We start from the raw sequence: 15761 nt of genomic DNA, 5'->3' as shown, positions 1-15761 counted from the left end.
TCCTTTACACCCGGTGGATGATATTCTTTCGGAAAGACTCGATATGGGCTCGCATCGCTTGGGCCGCACCGTCGCGGTCGCGTCGTTGCAGGGCATCGGCGATGGCAAGATGTTCATCTTGCACGGAGCGCTGCTGTTCCTGCGCTGTCAGCGACAGAAACCAGAAGCGCAGCGAACGCTCGTGCAGGTTCTGCAATATGGATGCCAGAATCGGATTGCGTGCGGCCGATGCGATCGCCATGTGGAACTCGCGATCGAGCAGCATCATTTGATTGGTATCATGGGCCGATGTTGCAGCATCGGTTCGTTCGAGAATGTTGTGGAGCGCGGCCAGTTCGTTGGTATCGATGCGTTCGGCGGCAAGCATCGCGCAATAAGGTTCGTTGATCAACCGCACGTCGATGATCTGCGCCACCGTGTCGACGCTGAGCGCGGTGACGATGATGCCCTTGCGCGGCATGATCTCGACCAGGCCGTCCTGCTCGAGACGTTCGATGGCCTGATGAACCGGCGTGCGGCCAATGCCGAGTGCCAGGCTGATCTTGGCTTCGTTGAGATAACCGCCAGGCTTGAATTCGCAGGTTATAATGCGCTGCTTTATGGCGGCATAAGCTTCATCGCGCAGCGGCAATCGCTCACCGGCCTCGGTGGGGGCTGAGGGAAGCCAGGCTGCTACGGATGAAGACGTGTTCACGAGAACCTCACGAAATGACGGGAATGACGTCGATATCGTAGGCCAGTGTCAGGGTGCGCCCAAGCACTGGGTCTTCCAGTTCACATTCAAAACGCGTGGCAGGCCGGATGCCGCCGATCGCTGCCAAGGTGCCGCAGAACATGGCGGTGCCATCGGGCAGCGGTTTACCTTCATCGCGCAGCTCGACCAGGTTGAGCGGCGTGCGCAATGCGGTGATCGGACCTGATTGATAGAGCACGCGCTCGCCGTCGATCGTGGCGTAGGAGCGTAGCAGCAGCCGATCCCAATGGGCTGCGATCTCTGCCAGGCGCCACAGGCCGCGGCCGATCGGCTTGTCGCAAATCTGTTTCGAGGCGGCGACGCCGATAGCTTCAAGTTCGCGATCGGTGTGGTCGGAACCAAGCCCGATCCACAATTCCCCGCCATGGCTGATGCAGACGCATTCGGCTTCGCCGCTGCTCGCCGGGCCCAGGGCTTCGATCTTCGAGGCCTGGGTCAGCCGGGAAGCGGCGCAGGCATAGAAAATTGGCGTGCGGGAAGGGCGTTTCACGCCGAGCTGTTCCAACTCGACGATGTGATGTTCGAGCGCGACCGGGTCGCGCCCGGCCCAGCCGGCGATGATGAGACGGGAAATGGCAACCGACACGGCGCCGCCGGGGATTTCGAAATTAAGGGTGGTGACATCTGACATGCTTGTGATATTTCACATGTCGATTACAGAGTCAATGCAGACTATGGAGATGGCTATGTCAGGGACTGGAGCGACGATCGCGGAATTGGCCGAGGCTTATCGTCAGGGCGGCCGGGCTGATGCAGTCAAGGCACAGCTTGTCCGGATCGCCGATCCCGCCGGGGAGGGCGCGCGCACCTTCTTCTCCACCTTTGATGAGCAGGCTGTGGCCCAGGCGCAGGCCTATGATCGGGCGTCGGCTCCGGCGCCGCTCGCCGGCATCACCGTCAGTATCAAGGATCTGTTCGATATCGCCGGGCAGGCCACGGCGGCGGGTTCGACGTTTTTGCGGAAGGCGCCGCCAGCCAAGCAGGATGCGCCGGTCGTCCAGCGGCTGCGTAAGGCGGGTCTTATTCCAATCGGTCGCACCAATATGACCGAATTCGCCTATTCGGGCCTCGGCATCAATCCGCATTTCGGCACGCCGGCCAATCCATTCGATCGCGCTGCCAAGCGTATTCCCGGCGGATCGTCCTCGGGTGCTGCCGTGTCGGTCACCGATGGCATGGCCGATGTCGGGCTTGGCACCGACACTGGCGGATCATGCCGCATTCCGGCGGCGCTCTGCGGTCTCGTCGGTTTCAAGCCGACCGCGCATCGCGTGCCGCGCGACGGCGTTCTGCCGCTGTCGACCACGCTCGATTCCATTGGGCCGATTGCCCGTTCCGTGGCCTGCTGCGCGACGGTGGACAGCATTCTGGCTGATGATCCGACGCCCGTGCCGGATGTGCCGGTAACAGGGCTGCGTCTCGGCGTACCCTCGGCTTATGTGTTCGACGACGTGGATGAGACGACAGCCAAGGCGTTCGAAGCCGCTTTGTCGCGGCTGTCGAAGGCCGGCGCCAAGATCGCAACCGTCGATGCTTCGGCCCTGCTCGATATTCCGCAAATCAATCACAAGGGCGGTTTCAGCGCGCGCGAAGCCTATCTTTATCATCGCGCTTGGATTGCCGAGCACAGTGCCGAATACGATCCGCGCGTGGTGTCGCGCATCGTCAAGGGCGAAATCCAATCGGACGAAGACGAGCGTATTCTCGTGCGCGAGCGCCAGCGGTTGATTGCGGCCGTTTCGCATTTCGATGCCTATGACGCCTTAATCCTGCCGACGACACCTTTGGTGGCGCCAACCATCGCGGAATTGGCCGATGATGCCGCCTATACACGCGTCAATCTGCTGATGCTGCGCAATTGCACCGTCACCAATATGCTCGACCGTTGCGCGATCTCGGTGCCATGCCACGCGCCGGACACGGCCCCTGTCGGTCTGATGTTGATGGGCGCGCACAATGGCGATCGTCGCTTGTTTGGCGTGGCGCAGGCCGTGGAGAGCGCTCTGAATTAACGCCGCCAACCGTGAAACACGTTGGCGGCAATGATCGCGGCTGAATAGACGCAGATGCAGAGCAAGGTCGGCGTCGACCATGACAGCCGCGAGTCGAGCGGCTGGGCCGCGAAGACCAGCACGGGTCCTAACGCGCGGATGACCTGGCCGGTCAGATGTGGTGTGCGGCCAATGCCGGCTTGCAGCGCGAACAGCGGAATGACGATCAGCGCCACGGCGGCAATGGCGATGGTGGTGAAATCGATGAAACCGTCGATGCGCGCCAGTCCGCCGCCTTGGCGTGTGTCATGCCAGGTCATCGCCGCCGCCAGCACGATGGTCAGCAGATAGCGCACGGAGGTAATGCTCGCCGAGGTGGCACCGATGTCGTGCAGACGCTTGGAATAGAGCAGGCTGAGCGTGATCATCGAGCCGCTGACCAACAGGGCAGCCAGCGCCGCGAGCTGGCCGGCGAAAGTCTTGCCCTGGGCGCCGGAGGCGCCGCTGAGAACGACCACCCAGAGCGCGACGAGCGAGGCTGCCATCACGCCATAGCTCAATCGCTCAAGCCGGTTGGTTGCGCCCGAGCCACCGAGCTTGATGCCGAAGGCAGCAAGCGCCAATACGGTGAGGGGTGCCATGCCGCTATGGATCGTATTGACGATCGCCGGTTCGATCTGGCTGAGGGCAAAGAAAAAGCACGACCAGGCCAGCGCCGTCGTGACGTTCATCGCCACCACCGCCCCCATGTCCTTGCGCAGGATGGCGATCTGCTCGGGCTCGCGCAGCAGAGTCCACAGGCCAAAGCCGAGGGCCGACAGGCCGAATGCGATCAGCAAGACGGCGAAGAAATCGACGCGCTGGAAAATGAAGCCGAAATAGACGTCGCGCAGCGCCTGGGAGACGGCGAAAACGAGGATCAGAAGAGGGCCGGCCAGGGACGAACTTGCCAGGGTTTTGGGGGCGGTTTCGGACTGGACCTGGCTCGTGGGCGCGCTCATCTTTCCTCCTTTGTGACGCGCCCGTTTACTGGGCCTCCAGTCTCCGAGACACCCGATTGCTGCGATTATGCGGGTTGGAAGCGGAAAATCGCCGGAAAGTAGGGTTATCTCTGGAATCTGAGTTGGCCTTCGACCTTGCCAAATTGGTCGGCTTTCGCTTATTTGGATGGGTATGGCCGTTTTGGCCGCGAAAGAGGACGCCCGTGGCGCAGTTTGCCGCCCGAAATACCGCTCCTGCCGGACGCATCGCGCCGGTCGCGGTTGTGTGCGCCTCGCTGGATGGTCTGCTTCTTCTTAGAAGCCCCTGAGGGCCGGCCGGGCCATGCCTGGGCGCTCAGGGGAGGTTTGACGAAGCAACAGCGCCTTCGAGTTTCGCCAGCGGACCTTCGAGGCCATTAGAAGCAGATCCAGGATCGATTCCATGTCGAACGATAACGTTAAGTCCCAGTCCACCGCTTCCAATCGCGATCGCGTGCTCATTTTCGACACCACCCTGCGTGACGGCGAGCAGTCTCCCGGCGCAACGATGACCTTCGAGGAAAAGCTCGAAGTCGCCGATATTCTCGACGTCATGGGCGTCGATATCATCGAAGCCGGCTTCCCGATCGCCTCGGAAGGCGATTTTGAAGCGGTGACGGCCATCGCCAAGCGGGTGAAGAACGCCACCGTTGCCGGCCTTGCCCGCGCCGCGCTCAACGATATCGATCGTTGCGCCGAAGCGGTGAAACATGCGCGCCGCGCCCGCATCCACACCTTCATCTCCACCTCGCCTCTGCACATGAAATACAAGCTGCAGAAGGAACCGCATGAGGTGCTTGAAATGGTGACGGCGCAGGTGGCGCGCGCTCGTAACTATGTCGAGGATGTCGAATGGTCGGCCGAGGACGGCACGCGCACGGAAATCGATTTTCTGTGCCGCACCGTCGAAGCGGCGATCAAGGCTGGCGCGACGACGATCAATATTCCAGACACCGTCGGCTATACGGTGCCGGAGGAATATGAGCGCATTTTCCGCACCGTGCGGGAGCGGGTGCCCAATTCCGACAAGGCGATCTTCTCGGTGCATTGCCACAACGACCTGGGCCTGGCAGTTGCCAATACGCTGGCCGGTCTCGCCGGCGGCGCCCGGCAGATCGAATGCACGATCAACGGCATTGGCGAGCGTGCCGGCAACGCGGCGCTGGAAGAAGTGGTGATGGCGCTGCGCACCCGTGCCGACGTACTGCCTTATCAAAATCAGATCGAGACGACGATGCTGACGCGCGCCTCGAAACTGGTGTCGGCGGTCACGTCCTTCCCGGTGCAATACAACAAGGCGATCGTCGGCCGGAACGCTTTCGCCCATGAGAGCGGCATTCATCAGGACGGCATGCTGAAGAATGCGCAGACTTACGAGATCATGACCCCGGCTTCGGTCGGTGTGTCGAAGACCTCGCTGGTCATGGGTAAGCATTCGGGCCGCAATGCCTTCCGTTCGAAGCTGAAGGAGCTGGGTTACGATCTCGGCGACAATGCGTTGAACGATGCGTTCAAGCGCTTCAAGGACCTCGCCGACCGCAAGAAGATCGTCTACGACGAGGATATCGAGGCCCTGGTCGATGATGAGATCGGCCACGCGGGCGAGCGAATCAAGGTCGAGGCGCTGACGGTAATCGCCGGCACCATGGGGCCGCAGACCGCCACGCTGACGCTCAATATCGACGGTCAGACGGTGACCAAACAGGCGACGGGCAACGGCCCCGTCGATGCCATTTTCAACGCCATCAAGGCACTGGTGGCGAACGAGGCCGTGCTCGAACTGTACCAAGTGCAGGCCGTGACCGAAGGCACAGATGCGCAGGCCGAGGTTTCCGTGCGACTCGCCGAAAACGGCCGCTCGGTCACCGCGAAAGGCGCCGACCCCGACACGCTGGTGGCGAGCGCGCGCGCCTATGTGGCAGCGCTCAACAAGCTGATGGTCAAGCGTTTAAAGGGCAAACCGGAGCCGATGACGGCCCGGTTGAAACCTTAAATTCGGGTCTAGACAGGCCGGGCGGCCTTTGCTAAACCCCGCTCGTTCGCGTCGGCCCGGCATCGTGGCCGACGCGGTTGTTTTCGATGGGCGCATAGCTCAGTTGGTAGAGCAGCTGACTCTTAATCAGCGGGTCCTAGGTTCGAGCCCTAGTGCGCCCACCATCGAAACTCCCGATTTAACTAAAGAAGGTGAAGCGTGCGGTCGAGAGATTGCGCGCGTAGGTGGACCTACCGCGGTTAAGTATTATCCTCGTGCGGAGGAAGGCGGGTTGTTGGCAAAAGAGACCAACCAAACCGCGCTTCTAAGAAGCCCCAAATGCCGCGGCGCGCAAAGATCATGGTGATGATGGCGATCGTCCCCAGAACGATCATGTAGACGGGGCCGAGATTGGCCAGGAATTCGCGCAACAAGAAGTAGACGGCAGTGCCGACAATTGCGCCTTCGAGGCGGCCAATTCCGCCGATGACGACGATGAAAATGATGGTCACTGTCCAGTCATTGAGACTGAAGCCGCTGGCGGGCGAAATACGCAGCTTTTGTAAAAAGATGAGCGACGACACGGCGCTGACGGCAGCCGCGACACCGACATAGGTCCAGAATTTCGCCCGCCAGATATCGATGCCGAGCGAGGCGGCTGCCGTCGGATTGTCGCGCAAGGCTGTGAGCGCGAGCCCCACTTTGGAGCGCAGAAGAGCGTAGGCACCAAACAGGGTGCCGGTGCCTGCGGCCAGCAACAGCCAGTAGATGATGAATTCGCGCGTCAACCGATCTTCGGCAATGCCGCGTACGACTGCGGCCGGTAGCGACATGCCGGCGCCGCCGCCAAGCTGCGGGATCATCGTGAAGACGAGATAGACCGTTTCGGCGGCCACCCAGCTACCGATGGCGAAATAAGCGCCTTCGAGGCGAAACAGCAATGGCGCGAAGAGTGCGGCAGCCAGCGCAGCCAGCACGATGCCGAGCAGAATCGCGACATAGGGTGAAACGCCAAGGAATATGGTGGCGGAAAACAGCGTATAGCCTCCAATGCCGACGAAGGCCTGCTGGCCAACCGACAGCAAGCCAGCATAGCCGGCCAGCAGATTCCACAAGAGCGCCAGGGTCAGCAGACTGTACATTTCGCCGAGCAGACGCAGGCCTGCCCGGTCGGCCCAGAACGGCGCGGCGGCAAGCCCAATGATCACCAGCGCGGAGATCGCGATGAATCTGCGCCAATCGGAAGATGGGTGTGACGGTTCGCTCATGGCCTACGGTGCCTTCGGGAAGAGGCCACGCGGACGCAGCGCGAGAATGATGAAGAAAACCAAGTGTCCTGCGAGGATCTGCATATTCGGTGAAATCTGCGCGCCGAACGACTGCGCCAATCCCAATACGAGGCCGCCGGCGAGAGTGCCGTAAAAACTGCCGAGGCCGCCAATGATGACAGCTTCAAAGCCGTAGATCAGTCGCGCCGGCCCTGAATATGGATCGAAGTTCGAGCGCATGGCCAGGAAGACGCTGGCAATGGCAATGGTGGCAAAAGAGATGGCCATGGCCAAAGCATAAATGTGATCGGCGCGCACACCGATCGCTGAAGCGATCTGTGGATCGTCGGAGGTGGCGCGAAAGGCACGGCCGACGCGGGTACGGGCAAAGATAAATTCCAACACGATGACGAGAATCACAGCCACCGCCAAAGTGAAGAGTGGCAGCAAACCGATCTGCATCGAGCCAAGCGGCAGACTGCTCGTCTGCAAAGAGCCCGCGGACAAGCGCATACTGTTGCTGGTGAAAGCGGCAAGCAGTGCATTCTGGATAATGACGGCGAGTCCGAATGTCACCAACAGCGGCGGCAGCACGTCATCATCCCCCATGGTGCGGTTAAGCACCCATTTTTGCAGAAGATAGCCGATCATCGCCATGATCGGGATGATGACAAGAAGCGCTACGAGAGGATGCAATCCGGTGGCGCCGATCACTAGATAGGCAATATAGGCCGCAAGAACGATGAAATCGCCATGGGCAATATTGACCAGCCGCATGACGCCGAAGATCAACGACAGACCGATGGCGAAAAGAGTATACAGGCCGCCCAGAAGAAGCCCACCGATCAGGGTGTCGATCAAGTTCACGGCTCCCACGGTCACTCTCCAAAATAGGCGACGGTGAGGTCGTGCAGCGTGAGCGTCTCCGCCACGCCATCAAGGACGATGCGGCCTTCACGTATGCACACGAGATGTCGGGCGATCTTGCGCACGCGGGCGATGTCCTGTTCGACGACGATGGCGCCGACACCGCTGGCGAGAATGGCGGGAAAGGCGGCATAGACCTCGTTGACGACGATCGGCGCGAGGCCGAGTGAAATTTCATCAAAGAGAATGAGGTCGGGATTGGCAATCAGCGCTCGACCGATCGCCACCATCTGCTGTTGGCCGCCAGAAAGCGACAACGCCGGCGCATGGCGTTTTTCAGCAAGAATGGGGAACAGCGCATAGATACGCTCCAGGGTCCAATGACCCTTGCGTCCATAGTCCGCTGCGATCCGCAGATTTTCCTCGACGCTCAATGAGCGAAACAGGCGACGGCCTTCTGGCACCATGGCGATTCCAAGCGTCGCGAGATCGCTGGTCGGCAGGGCTCCGATGGGCTGGCCGCGAAACCGCACCATATCTTGCCGACGTGGCAGCAAGCCCATGATGGCGCGAAACAAGGTGGTTTTGCCGGCGCCATTGGCACCGACGAGACCGAGCATTTCGCCTTGTTGCAGATCAAAACTGAGATCGAACAAGGCTTGGAAATCGCCGTAGCCCGACGACAGGCGGTCTATGGACAGCAGCGGCTCAGCCATGGGCGCCCTCCGCTTCCAGGCCGAGATAAATCGAGGAGACTTCCGGGCTTTTCATGATGGTTGCGGGCTCGCCTTCCGCGATCTTTTGACCGAAATCGAGCACGATCACCCGATTAACGACGGAGAGCAGCGCGTGCAACACATGTTCGATCCAGATGATGGTGGTACCTTCGGAATGAATCTTGCGGATGAGTGCCACCAATTCTTGGCACTCTGACTCGGTCAGACCACCGGCGATCTCGTCAAGCAGAAGCAGGCGTGGGGCCGTCGCGATTGAACGCGCCAATTCCAAACGCTTGCGATCGAGCAGGGTGATCTCGCCAGCGCGCAATTGGGCCTTGGGCCACAGGCCTGTGCGCCGCAAAGCCTCGGCCGCCGGCGCGCGCGCTTCCTGCTGCGATAGCCCTTGGCCGAAAGCGGCCGCCACCAGCGTGTTCTCGAAAACCGTCATGCCGCCAAAAGGCTGCGGCACCTGGAACGAGCGGGTGATGCCCATATGACAGCGGCTTCGGGCACTTGCCATGGTAATATCTTGACCAAAAAAGCTGATGCGCCCTGCATCGGCTCGAATAATGCCCGTGAAGAGATTGAACAGGGTCGTCTTGCCAGCACCATTCGGCCCGATGATGCCGATGGCTTCGCCGGAACGCACCGTCAGCGACACGTCCTTCGTCACTGACAAAGCGCCATAAGCCTTACACAGCCCAACGACTTCCAGTGCGATCTCGTCCGAAGACATGCCCCCCTCCCGGCCCGCCCAAACGCTTTGGCCAGCGTAAGGCTCGGCCCATCCACCCAGACAGAGCTAAGATAAAGATAGATTATAAGCAATAGAATATATTATTTATTGCTCGCCTCGTCCCACCATGCCATTGTCTGGGACATGGGAGCAGGCGATCTCGGGAGGACGCTGTGAGCAAATCCGTCCAGCGGTACGATTATGATGTGATCCAGATCGGCTACGGCCCGGTAAGCAAGGCTTCGGCGCTCTTTCTGGACAGGGCCGGTTGGCGGGTCGGCATTTTCGAGCGCTTCCGGGAAGTATATCCGCTGCCGCGCGCGGTCTGCATCGATCATGAGATTTTCCGCGTTCTGCACGCCGCTGGACTTGGCGACATTGTCGACCGCGTCACTTCGCCGGCGCCGGTGTATCGCTGGTTCAATGCCGAGTGGAGACAGCTTCTGGCGATCGATTGGACTGTAGGTTCGACCTCCGGTGGCACGGAAGTGAATTTCGTCCACCAGCCGAGCTTCGAATGGGCGATGGATCAGGAGATCAAGGCGCGGCCTGGTCTCGACCTGCATTTGCACCATGAGGCGGTGGCGATTGAACAGGATGCCGACAAGGTCACCGTTACGGTGCGTGATACGGAGACGGGCGAAACCCGCCAGGTGACGGCGCGCTACGTCATCGGCATCGATGGTGCCAATAGTTTTGTGCGCCAAAGCCTTGGCATCACCCAGCAGGATCTTGGTTTCGAGGCCGACTGGCTGGTGATTGACTTCACCTTAAATAACGGCCTCACGGCACGTGATCTCGGAATCCCCGAATGCGGCCAATTCTGTAACCCGGTGCGTCCGACGACTATTGTGCCTGGCGGCATTGAGAATGGCCGTGTCTGCCGGCGTTGGGAGTTCATGCGCCTGCCGCACGAGACCAAAGAAGAAATGGTCGTCGAAGCGAAGGTCTACAAATTGCTGGAAGATTGGATCAAGCCCGATCAGGGTGAGTTGGTTCGGCACACGCTTTATTCGTTCCGCTCGCTTGTCGCTGACAAATGGCGCGATGGCCGTATTCTGCTGGCCGGCGACGCCGCCCATGTGATGCCGCCCTTCATGGGGCAAGGTATGTGTTCGGGCATGCGTGACGTGTGGAATTTGACCTGGAAGCTCGATCGCGTCATGCGTGGGGCCGCGTCCGATACTTTGCTCGACAGCTATCAGCCTGAACGGGCGCCACATGTCACGGATGTGATCAAGGCTTCGATCTTCCTCGGTTCCATCATCTGCATGCCCGATGAAAAGCAGGCGGCCGAACGCGATGCCATGTTCCTGAGCGGCAATGCGCCGGAGCCTGCTCCCTTTCCCATTCTTACAGATGGCTTTCTCCATCGCGATGCGATGGGCGCCATCGTTGCGCCCGCTGGTCAGCTGTCGCCACACGGCACCGTGCGCCATCAAGGCCGTACGGAACGGTTCGATCGTTTCGTCGAAACCGATTTCTCCCTGATCCTGTCGAATGGGCTCATTGCTACCGATCTGAGTGCCAGTGCCTGGACCATTCTGGAAAAGCAGGGGGTGCAAGTGGTCACTGTTGCCGATCGCCGCAAGGCGAGCGATACGGAGATTGGCGACACGCAAGGCCAGTTCCAGCGTTTTATGGAAGCGCATGGCATCAAAGCCATGCTGGTGCGACCCGATTTCTATTTGTTCGGTGGCGCCGCCAATACACAGCAAGTGGAAGTGATGATTTCCGCCTTCGGCGCGCAGGCGGCAGCCATGAATCTGATTTCGGTGAACCGGAAAGAGATCTCGGCCTAAAAAATATTCGAGTTTTCGCTTTTTTCCTGACGGAGGAAACAGCATGAGCAGACTAACACGAAGAGTCGTGCTGCGTGGTGGCACGATCGCAACCGCGACACTCGCTATGCCGGCGGTTCTGCGTCCTGCTTTAGCGCAAGCCAAGCCGATCAAGATCGGTTTCATCAGTCCGACGACCGGACCGATCGCCGCCTTCGGTGCCTCCGATGATTATGTGCTGGCCGGCGTGCGCAAGGCGATCGCGGGTGGCATCGCCATTGGCGGCAAAACCTATCCGGTGCAGATCATCACCCGCGACAGCCAGTCCAATCCCAACCGTGCGGCGGAAGTTGCTTCGCAGCTCATCCTCGACGACAAAGTCGATCTGATGCTGGCTTCGAGCACGGCGGACACGACGAATCCCGTGGCCGATCAATGTGAACTCAACGAAGTTCCCTGTATCACTACTGATACGCCATGGGACGGTCACTTCTTTGGTCGTGGTGGCAATCCGGCGAAGGGATTCAACTGGACCTACCATTTTTTCTGGGGTGCCCAGCAGATCGTCGACTCCTACGCTTCATTGTGGGACCAGCTTTCGACCAACAAGAAGGTCGGCGTGCTGTGGTCGAACGACAGCGATGGCGTGCCGCTCTCCAACGCCAAGACGGGTCTACCGCCGCTCTTCACTAAGCGCGGATACGAACTGGTCGATGCCGGTTTCCATCAGCCGCTCTCGGATGACTTCTCCGCCCAGATCGGCAAACTGAAAGATGCCGGTGTCGATATCGTCACCGGCATCTTTCTGCCGCCGGATTTCACCACGTTTTGGACGCAGGCCGCTCAAAAGGGTTTCCGACCGAAGGCCGCAACCGTCGCCAAGGCGCTTCTCTTTCCCAGCTCTGTGGAATCGCTCGGTGCCAACGGTAATGGCGTATCGAGCGAGGTCTGGTGGTCGCCCAACCATCCTTATGTCTCCGGCCTCACGGGCGAAAGTTCCAAGGTGCTGGCGGACGGCTATACCGCAGCGACCGGCCGGCAATGGGTGCAGCCGACGGGCTATAAGCACGCTTTGCTCGAAGTGGCGATCGATGTTTTGAAACGCTGCGGTGATCCAACGAAGCCGGCTGCAATCCGCGATGCTATCGTCGCGACCGACTATAAATCAGTTGTCGGGCCGATCAGTTGGAAGAATGGACCTGTCAAAAATGCTTGCGCAACGCCGCTCGTGGGTGGGCAATGGCTCGCCAAAGGCGAGGGGAAGTTCGATCTGATTATTTGTGAGAACAAGACGGCGCCCGAAATACCGGTTCAGGCGGCTTTCAAGGCCCTTTGAGCGGCCGTTCTGTGCCTAGCGCGCTTGTCTGGTTGTCCAGGGCAGCAAGCGGCGCTCGCTGATAAGCAGAAGCTGATTGATGAAGAAGCCGATCATGCCGATGACGATCAATCCGGCGTAAAGGTCTGCGCTGCGATACAATCGCTGAGCCATGAAGATGTTATAGCCGACGCCGCGCAACGAAGCCTGCATTTCGGTCGCCACGGTCAGGATCAGCGACAGCGCCAGGCCGATCCTGAGGCCGGGAATGATGTCGACCAAGGCTGATGGCAGGGAGATGGCCCATTTCAAGCATGGTGCCGACCTCGCGCAATTGCGGCGGAACTGACTGGAAACCATGAATTGTCGCCAGCAGGGCTGGCCAGAGCGAGCCGAAAGCGATGACGACGATCGACATGTGTCGTTGAGGCCGATAAGAAGAATGGCGACGGGGATGACGGCCGACGCGGGTAGCGGCCGCAGGGCTTCCAGAACCGGCATGAAGGCTTGCTGCGCCAGGCGCGAACTGCCGATGACCGCGCAATGAGAATGCCGAGAAGCGAGGCCAGCAACCAGCCGGAAGCCATGCGGGTGATCGTAGCCAAGACGCTTTCGAGCAAAGCGCCACTCCCGATTTGCCGCAAGATGACGGCTATGGCGTCAGCCGGATCGGCAACGAAGGTTCGGTTGACGAGTTCAAAGCGCACGGCCAGATGCCAGACGGCAAGCATCAGTCCGGTGAAAGCCAGCACTCAGGATGCCAGTCGACATAAGCGAGCCAATATTTGGGCTGCTGAAAGCCTGTGGCTACATCATCGCATGCGGGTCAGATCCATCGGGCGATTGTCGATGATGGGTTCCATGGAGAAAAAGCCCGTTACCGTGGCGAGATCGAAATTGGTGATGAGCTTTTGGTAAAAGGCGTCATAGCCGGCCATGCCTTTGGTGACGACCTTGATCAGATAGTCCCAATCTCCGCCGATCCGATAGAAATCGATTACCTCTGGGAGGCGCTCGACATGCGCGCGAAAGCTGTCGGCCCACTCCTTCGAATGGTGGCGCGTGCGGATCATCACGAAGACTGTTAGGTCGAGGCCGAGACCTTTCAGATCAATATTGACTTGGCTGTTGCCGATGATGCCGTTGGCGGTCAGCCTTTGCATCCGCCGCCAACAGGCGTTTTGAGACAGGCCGACTCGTTCGGCGAGATCGCGTTGCGACATCCCGCCGTCCTTTTGCAGCCAGGTCAGAATTTTTAGATCAATAGCGTCTATTTTTTCCATTTTCTCGATCAGATGACACAATATAGATCCATAATTTCAAATTTTTTGCGATTTTTCAATCTCTTTATGGGTCTATCTTTCGGCATTCCCTAAGGAGAGTTGGAATGCAGGATAAGCGGTCGACGGCCGGCTCAGGAGCGTTGCTGGGGGAGTTCGGGCACATGCTGGCGCAGCCGGACCTCATCGGCAGGCTGCAGGCGGGTCTGATTGGTAATGATGCCGTGGTTGACGGACCTTTCGGCAAAAAGCCGCTCGTTTACGCGGATTATGTCGCTTCCGGCCGCGCTCTCCTGCAGATTGAAACCTTCGTCCTCGAGCGCGTTCTGCCCTATTACGCCAACAGCCACACGGAAGCTTCCTATTGCGGGGGGCTTATGACGCAGATGCGTCGGGAAGCGCGGACGGTCATCGGCCAGTGCTGCGGAGCCACTGACGAACACGCGGTGATTTTTGCCGGATCGGGCGCGACGGCCGGCATCAATCGGCTCGTTACCTTGCTGGGCGTCAATCAGGCCGTGGCGGCAGGCAAGCGGGTGCATGTCATTATCGGTCCCTATGAGCATCACTCGAACATCCTGCCTTGGCGTGAAAGTGGCGCACAGGTGACGGAAATTGCCGAGAGCCACCACGGGGGGCCGGATCTGAATGCGCTCGATGCCGTCCTCCATGATGTGGCGTCTAGCGATCTCGTCGTCTGCGCCTTCTCTGCCGCGTCCAACGTGACCGGGATCATCACTGACGTCGCTGCCGTCACGCGTCGGGTGAAGGCGGCGGGCGCCAAGATGGTTTGGGACTACGCGGGAGCCGGTCCCTATCTGCCCATCGCCATGTCGCCGGCCGGTGATGCGGCAATCGATGCGATTGTCGTGTCGCCGCACAAGTTTATCGGTGGTCCAGGGGCGTCGGGTGTCTTGATCGTCCGCCGAGATGCAGTCGTCGTGAACAAGCCGAGCTGGCCCGGTGGGGGGACCGTGCGTTTCGTGTCGCCCTCAAGCCATGATTACAGCGATAATCTCGAAGCGAGAGAGGAAGCTGGTACACCGAATGTCATAGGCGATATTCGAGCCGCGCTCGCCTTCATGGTGAAGGCGGCAATCGGCGATGAGGTCATGCACCGCCGAAACGCCGAGCTGACCCAACGCGCCATTGCCGCTTGGCAGGATCAGCCGTGTATCGAACTTCTGGGGCCTCTTGATGTGGCCAGATTACCTATCTTTTCTTTCCGCGTGCGAGATGGAAAGGGAGGTTTTCTTCATCAGCAACTGGTGACGCGTTTGCTGAGTGACCGCTTCGGCATTCAAGCCCGCGGCGGGTGTGCCTGTGCTGGGCCTTATGTCCATCGGCTTCTCTCGATCGACGAGGCAGCATCGGCGAAACTTCGGCAAGATATTCTGGCGGGCAATGAAATAGAAAAGCCGGGCTTCATCCGCTTGAATTTCAGCGTTCTCTTGCCTGACGGGAAGGTGGACTTCATCCTTCGGTCCGTGCTCGAATTGGCGAGTGGCGCACAGCCATATGTGCCGATGTATGCCTGCGACACGCGGCGCGCGATATTCTCTCCGAAAGAAGATGCGTCGCTCATCAGTTTGGCTTCTTAGGGCGTTCGAGCAATCTTAGACTTGCATAGCCATTGCGAACTTTTCGCAATGGTAGACCTTGTTACATCGGCTCGATGATGATGTTGCCGAGCGCGTCAACGCGAGCCTGAAGGTCCGGCTCCACGAAGATGGTCGTATCCTGTTGTTCGAGGATCGCCGGGCCTGACACGACGGCGCCAACGGGAAGCTGATGGCGGGCGTAGATCGTCGCGTCGTGCCACCGGCCATCCACGTAGACCGGGCGCACGCCCTGTTTCGCGCCGTCGACGCTGCCGCCCGATGGTGCCAATACGGCGAGATCAAGTTTGGGGCGGCGACCGATCAAGGCGACGTGCAGATTGAGCACGCGGATTGCAATGCCGTCGAGCAGCCGGCCGTAAGTTTCACGGTATTTCTGCTCGAAAGCCTGGCGTATCGCGGCTCGATCGAGCGTTAGGCCTTTCTTCCAGTGAATTGGG

General features: G+C 59.8%; 15 protein-coding genes, 1 tRNA gene and 1 pseudogene. 6 read left to right on the top strand and 11 right to left on the bottom strand.

Going from position 1 to position 15761, the window contains the following annotated elements:
• Nucleotides 1-4 precede the first annotated feature (4 nt).
• Both OIM99_RS20260 and OIM99_RS20255 read right to left on the bottom strand, forming a co-directional pair.
• Nucleotides 5-694, bottom strand: coding sequence for a GntR family transcriptional regulator (locus OIM99_RS20260; protein ID WP_311852302.1), 690 nt, complete (start codon nucleotides 692-694; stop codon nucleotides 5-7).
• A 7-nt stretch (nucleotides 695-701) separates the two neighbouring features.
• Entirely contained in the window at nucleotides 702-1385 is a 684-nt protein-coding gene (locus tag OIM99_RS20255; RefSeq protein ID WP_311852301.1) for a DUF2848 domain-containing protein, read from the bottom strand.
• Nucleotides 1386-1434: 49 nt separating this feature from the next.
• Between OIM99_RS20255 and OIM99_RS20250 the strand changes: the two genes are divergently transcribed.
• The gene (locus OIM99_RS20250) at nucleotides 1435-2766 is read left to right on the top strand and encodes an amidase (RefSeq protein ID WP_409371541.1); all 1332 of its coding nucleotides are present in this window, start codon (nucleotides 1435-1437) and stop codon (nucleotides 2764-2766) included.
• On the opposite strand, the gene OIM99_RS20245 is transcribed toward OIM99_RS20250, so the two are convergent.
• The gene (locus tag OIM99_RS20245) at nucleotides 2763-3746 is read right to left on the bottom strand and encodes a hypothetical protein (RefSeq protein ID WP_311852299.1); all 984 of its coding nucleotides are present in this window, start codon (nucleotides 3744-3746) and stop codon (nucleotides 2763-2765) included. The genes OIM99_RS20250 and OIM99_RS20245 overlap by 4 nt on opposite strands.
• A 421-nt stretch (nucleotides 3747-4167) precedes the next feature.
• On the opposite strand from OIM99_RS20245, the gene OIM99_RS20240 reads away from it, so the two are divergent.
• Together OIM99_RS20240 and OIM99_RS20235 are read left to right on the top strand one after the other, a co-directional pair.
• Complete coding sequence (locus tag OIM99_RS20240; RefSeq protein WP_311852298.1) at nucleotides 4168-5757, top strand: 2-isopropylmalate synthase; 1590 nt, start codon at nucleotides 4168-4170, stop codon at nucleotides 5755-5757.
• Between the two features lie 88 nt (nucleotides 5758-5845).
• A tRNA-Lys gene (locus tag OIM99_RS20235) sits at nucleotides 5846-5921 on the top strand.
• Between the two features lie 75 nt (nucleotides 5922-5996).
• Here the strand turns inward: OIM99_RS20235 and OIM99_RS20230 are convergent.
• Genes OIM99_RS20230 through OIM99_RS20215 form a run of 4 tightly spaced genes read right to left on the bottom strand, consistent with a single transcriptional unit; the run spans nucleotide 5997 to nucleotide 9326 of the window.
• On the bottom strand, nucleotides 5997-7004 hold the full coding sequence (locus tag OIM99_RS20230; protein WP_311852297.1) for a branched-chain amino acid ABC transporter permease: 1008 nt from the start codon (nucleotides 7002-7004) through the stop codon (nucleotides 5997-5999).
• A gap of 3 nt (nucleotides 7005-7007) precedes the next feature.
• A complete protein-coding gene (locus OIM99_RS20225) occupies nucleotides 7008-7871 on the bottom strand; it encodes a branched-chain amino acid ABC transporter permease (protein WP_311853142.1) in 864 nt (287 codons plus the stop codon).
• 11 nt (nucleotides 7872-7882) lie between these two features.
• A complete protein-coding gene (locus tag OIM99_RS20220; RefSeq protein WP_311852296.1) occupies nucleotides 7883-8587 on the bottom strand; it encodes an ABC transporter ATP-binding protein in 705 nt (234 codons plus the stop codon).
• Nucleotides 8580-9326: an ABC transporter ATP-binding protein gene (locus OIM99_RS20215; protein ID WP_311852295.1), complete on the bottom strand. Its 747-nt coding sequence runs from the start codon at nucleotides 9324-9326 to the stop codon at nucleotides 8580-8582. The genes OIM99_RS20220 and OIM99_RS20215 overlap by 8 nt, the downstream gene beginning before the upstream one ends.
• Before the next feature lie 173 nt (nucleotides 9327-9499).
• Between OIM99_RS20215 and OIM99_RS20210 the strand changes: the two genes are divergently transcribed.
• A complete protein-coding gene (locus tag OIM99_RS20210) occupies nucleotides 9500-11128 on the top strand; it encodes a bifunctional 3-(3-hydroxy-phenyl)propionate/3-hydroxycinnamic acid hydroxylase (protein ID WP_311852294.1) in 1629 nt (542 codons plus the stop codon).
• Between the two features lie 43 nt (nucleotides 11129-11171).
• On the top strand, nucleotides 11172-12443 hold the full coding sequence (locus OIM99_RS20205; protein ID WP_311852293.1) for an ABC transporter substrate-binding protein: 1272 nt from the start codon (nucleotides 11172-11174) through the stop codon (nucleotides 12441-12443).
• A 15-nt stretch (nucleotides 12444-12458) separates the two neighbouring features.
• Here OIM99_RS20205 and OIM99_RS20200 read toward each other — a convergent pair whose 3' ends face one another.
• Genes OIM99_RS20200 through OIM99_RS20190 form a run of 3 tightly spaced genes read right to left on the bottom strand, consistent with a single transcriptional unit; the run spans nucleotide 12459 to nucleotide 13705 of the window.
• Nucleotides 12459-12734, bottom strand: a complete 276-nt coding sequence (locus tag OIM99_RS20200) for a hypothetical protein (RefSeq protein ID WP_311852292.1) — start codon at nucleotides 12732-12734, stop codon at nucleotides 12459-12461.
• Nucleotides 12731-13174, bottom strand: coding sequence for a hypothetical protein (locus OIM99_RS20195; protein ID WP_311852291.1), 444 nt, complete (start codon nucleotides 13172-13174; stop codon nucleotides 12731-12733). Before OIM99_RS20195 ends, OIM99_RS20200 begins: the two co-directional genes overlap by 4 nt.
• 60 nt (nucleotides 13175-13234) lie before the next feature.
• The gene (locus OIM99_RS20190) at nucleotides 13235-13705 is read right to left on the bottom strand and encodes an Lrp/AsnC family transcriptional regulator (RefSeq protein ID WP_409371540.1); all 471 of its coding nucleotides are present in this window, start codon (nucleotides 13703-13705) and stop codon (nucleotides 13235-13237) included.
• 104 nt (nucleotides 13706-13809) lie between these two features.
• Between OIM99_RS20190 and OIM99_RS20185 the strand changes: the two genes are divergently transcribed.
• A complete protein-coding gene (locus OIM99_RS20185) occupies nucleotides 13810-15303 on the top strand; it encodes an aminotransferase class V-fold PLP-dependent enzyme (RefSeq protein WP_409371539.1) in 1494 nt (497 codons plus the stop codon).
• Nucleotides 15304-15364: 61 nt separating this feature from the next.
• Here the strand turns inward: OIM99_RS20185 and OIM99_RS20180 are convergent.
• Nucleotides 15365-15761, bottom strand: a pseudogene (locus tag OIM99_RS20180) (hydantoinase/oxoprolinase family protein); the annotation flags it as partial.

The sequence above is a fragment of the Methylocella sp. CPCC 101449 genome, assembly GCF_031921685.1.
GTDB lineage: Bacteria > Pseudomonadota > Alphaproteobacteria > Rhizobiales > Beijerinckiaceae > Terripilifer.
This window is presented reverse-complemented; position numbering and strand designations above follow the sequence as displayed.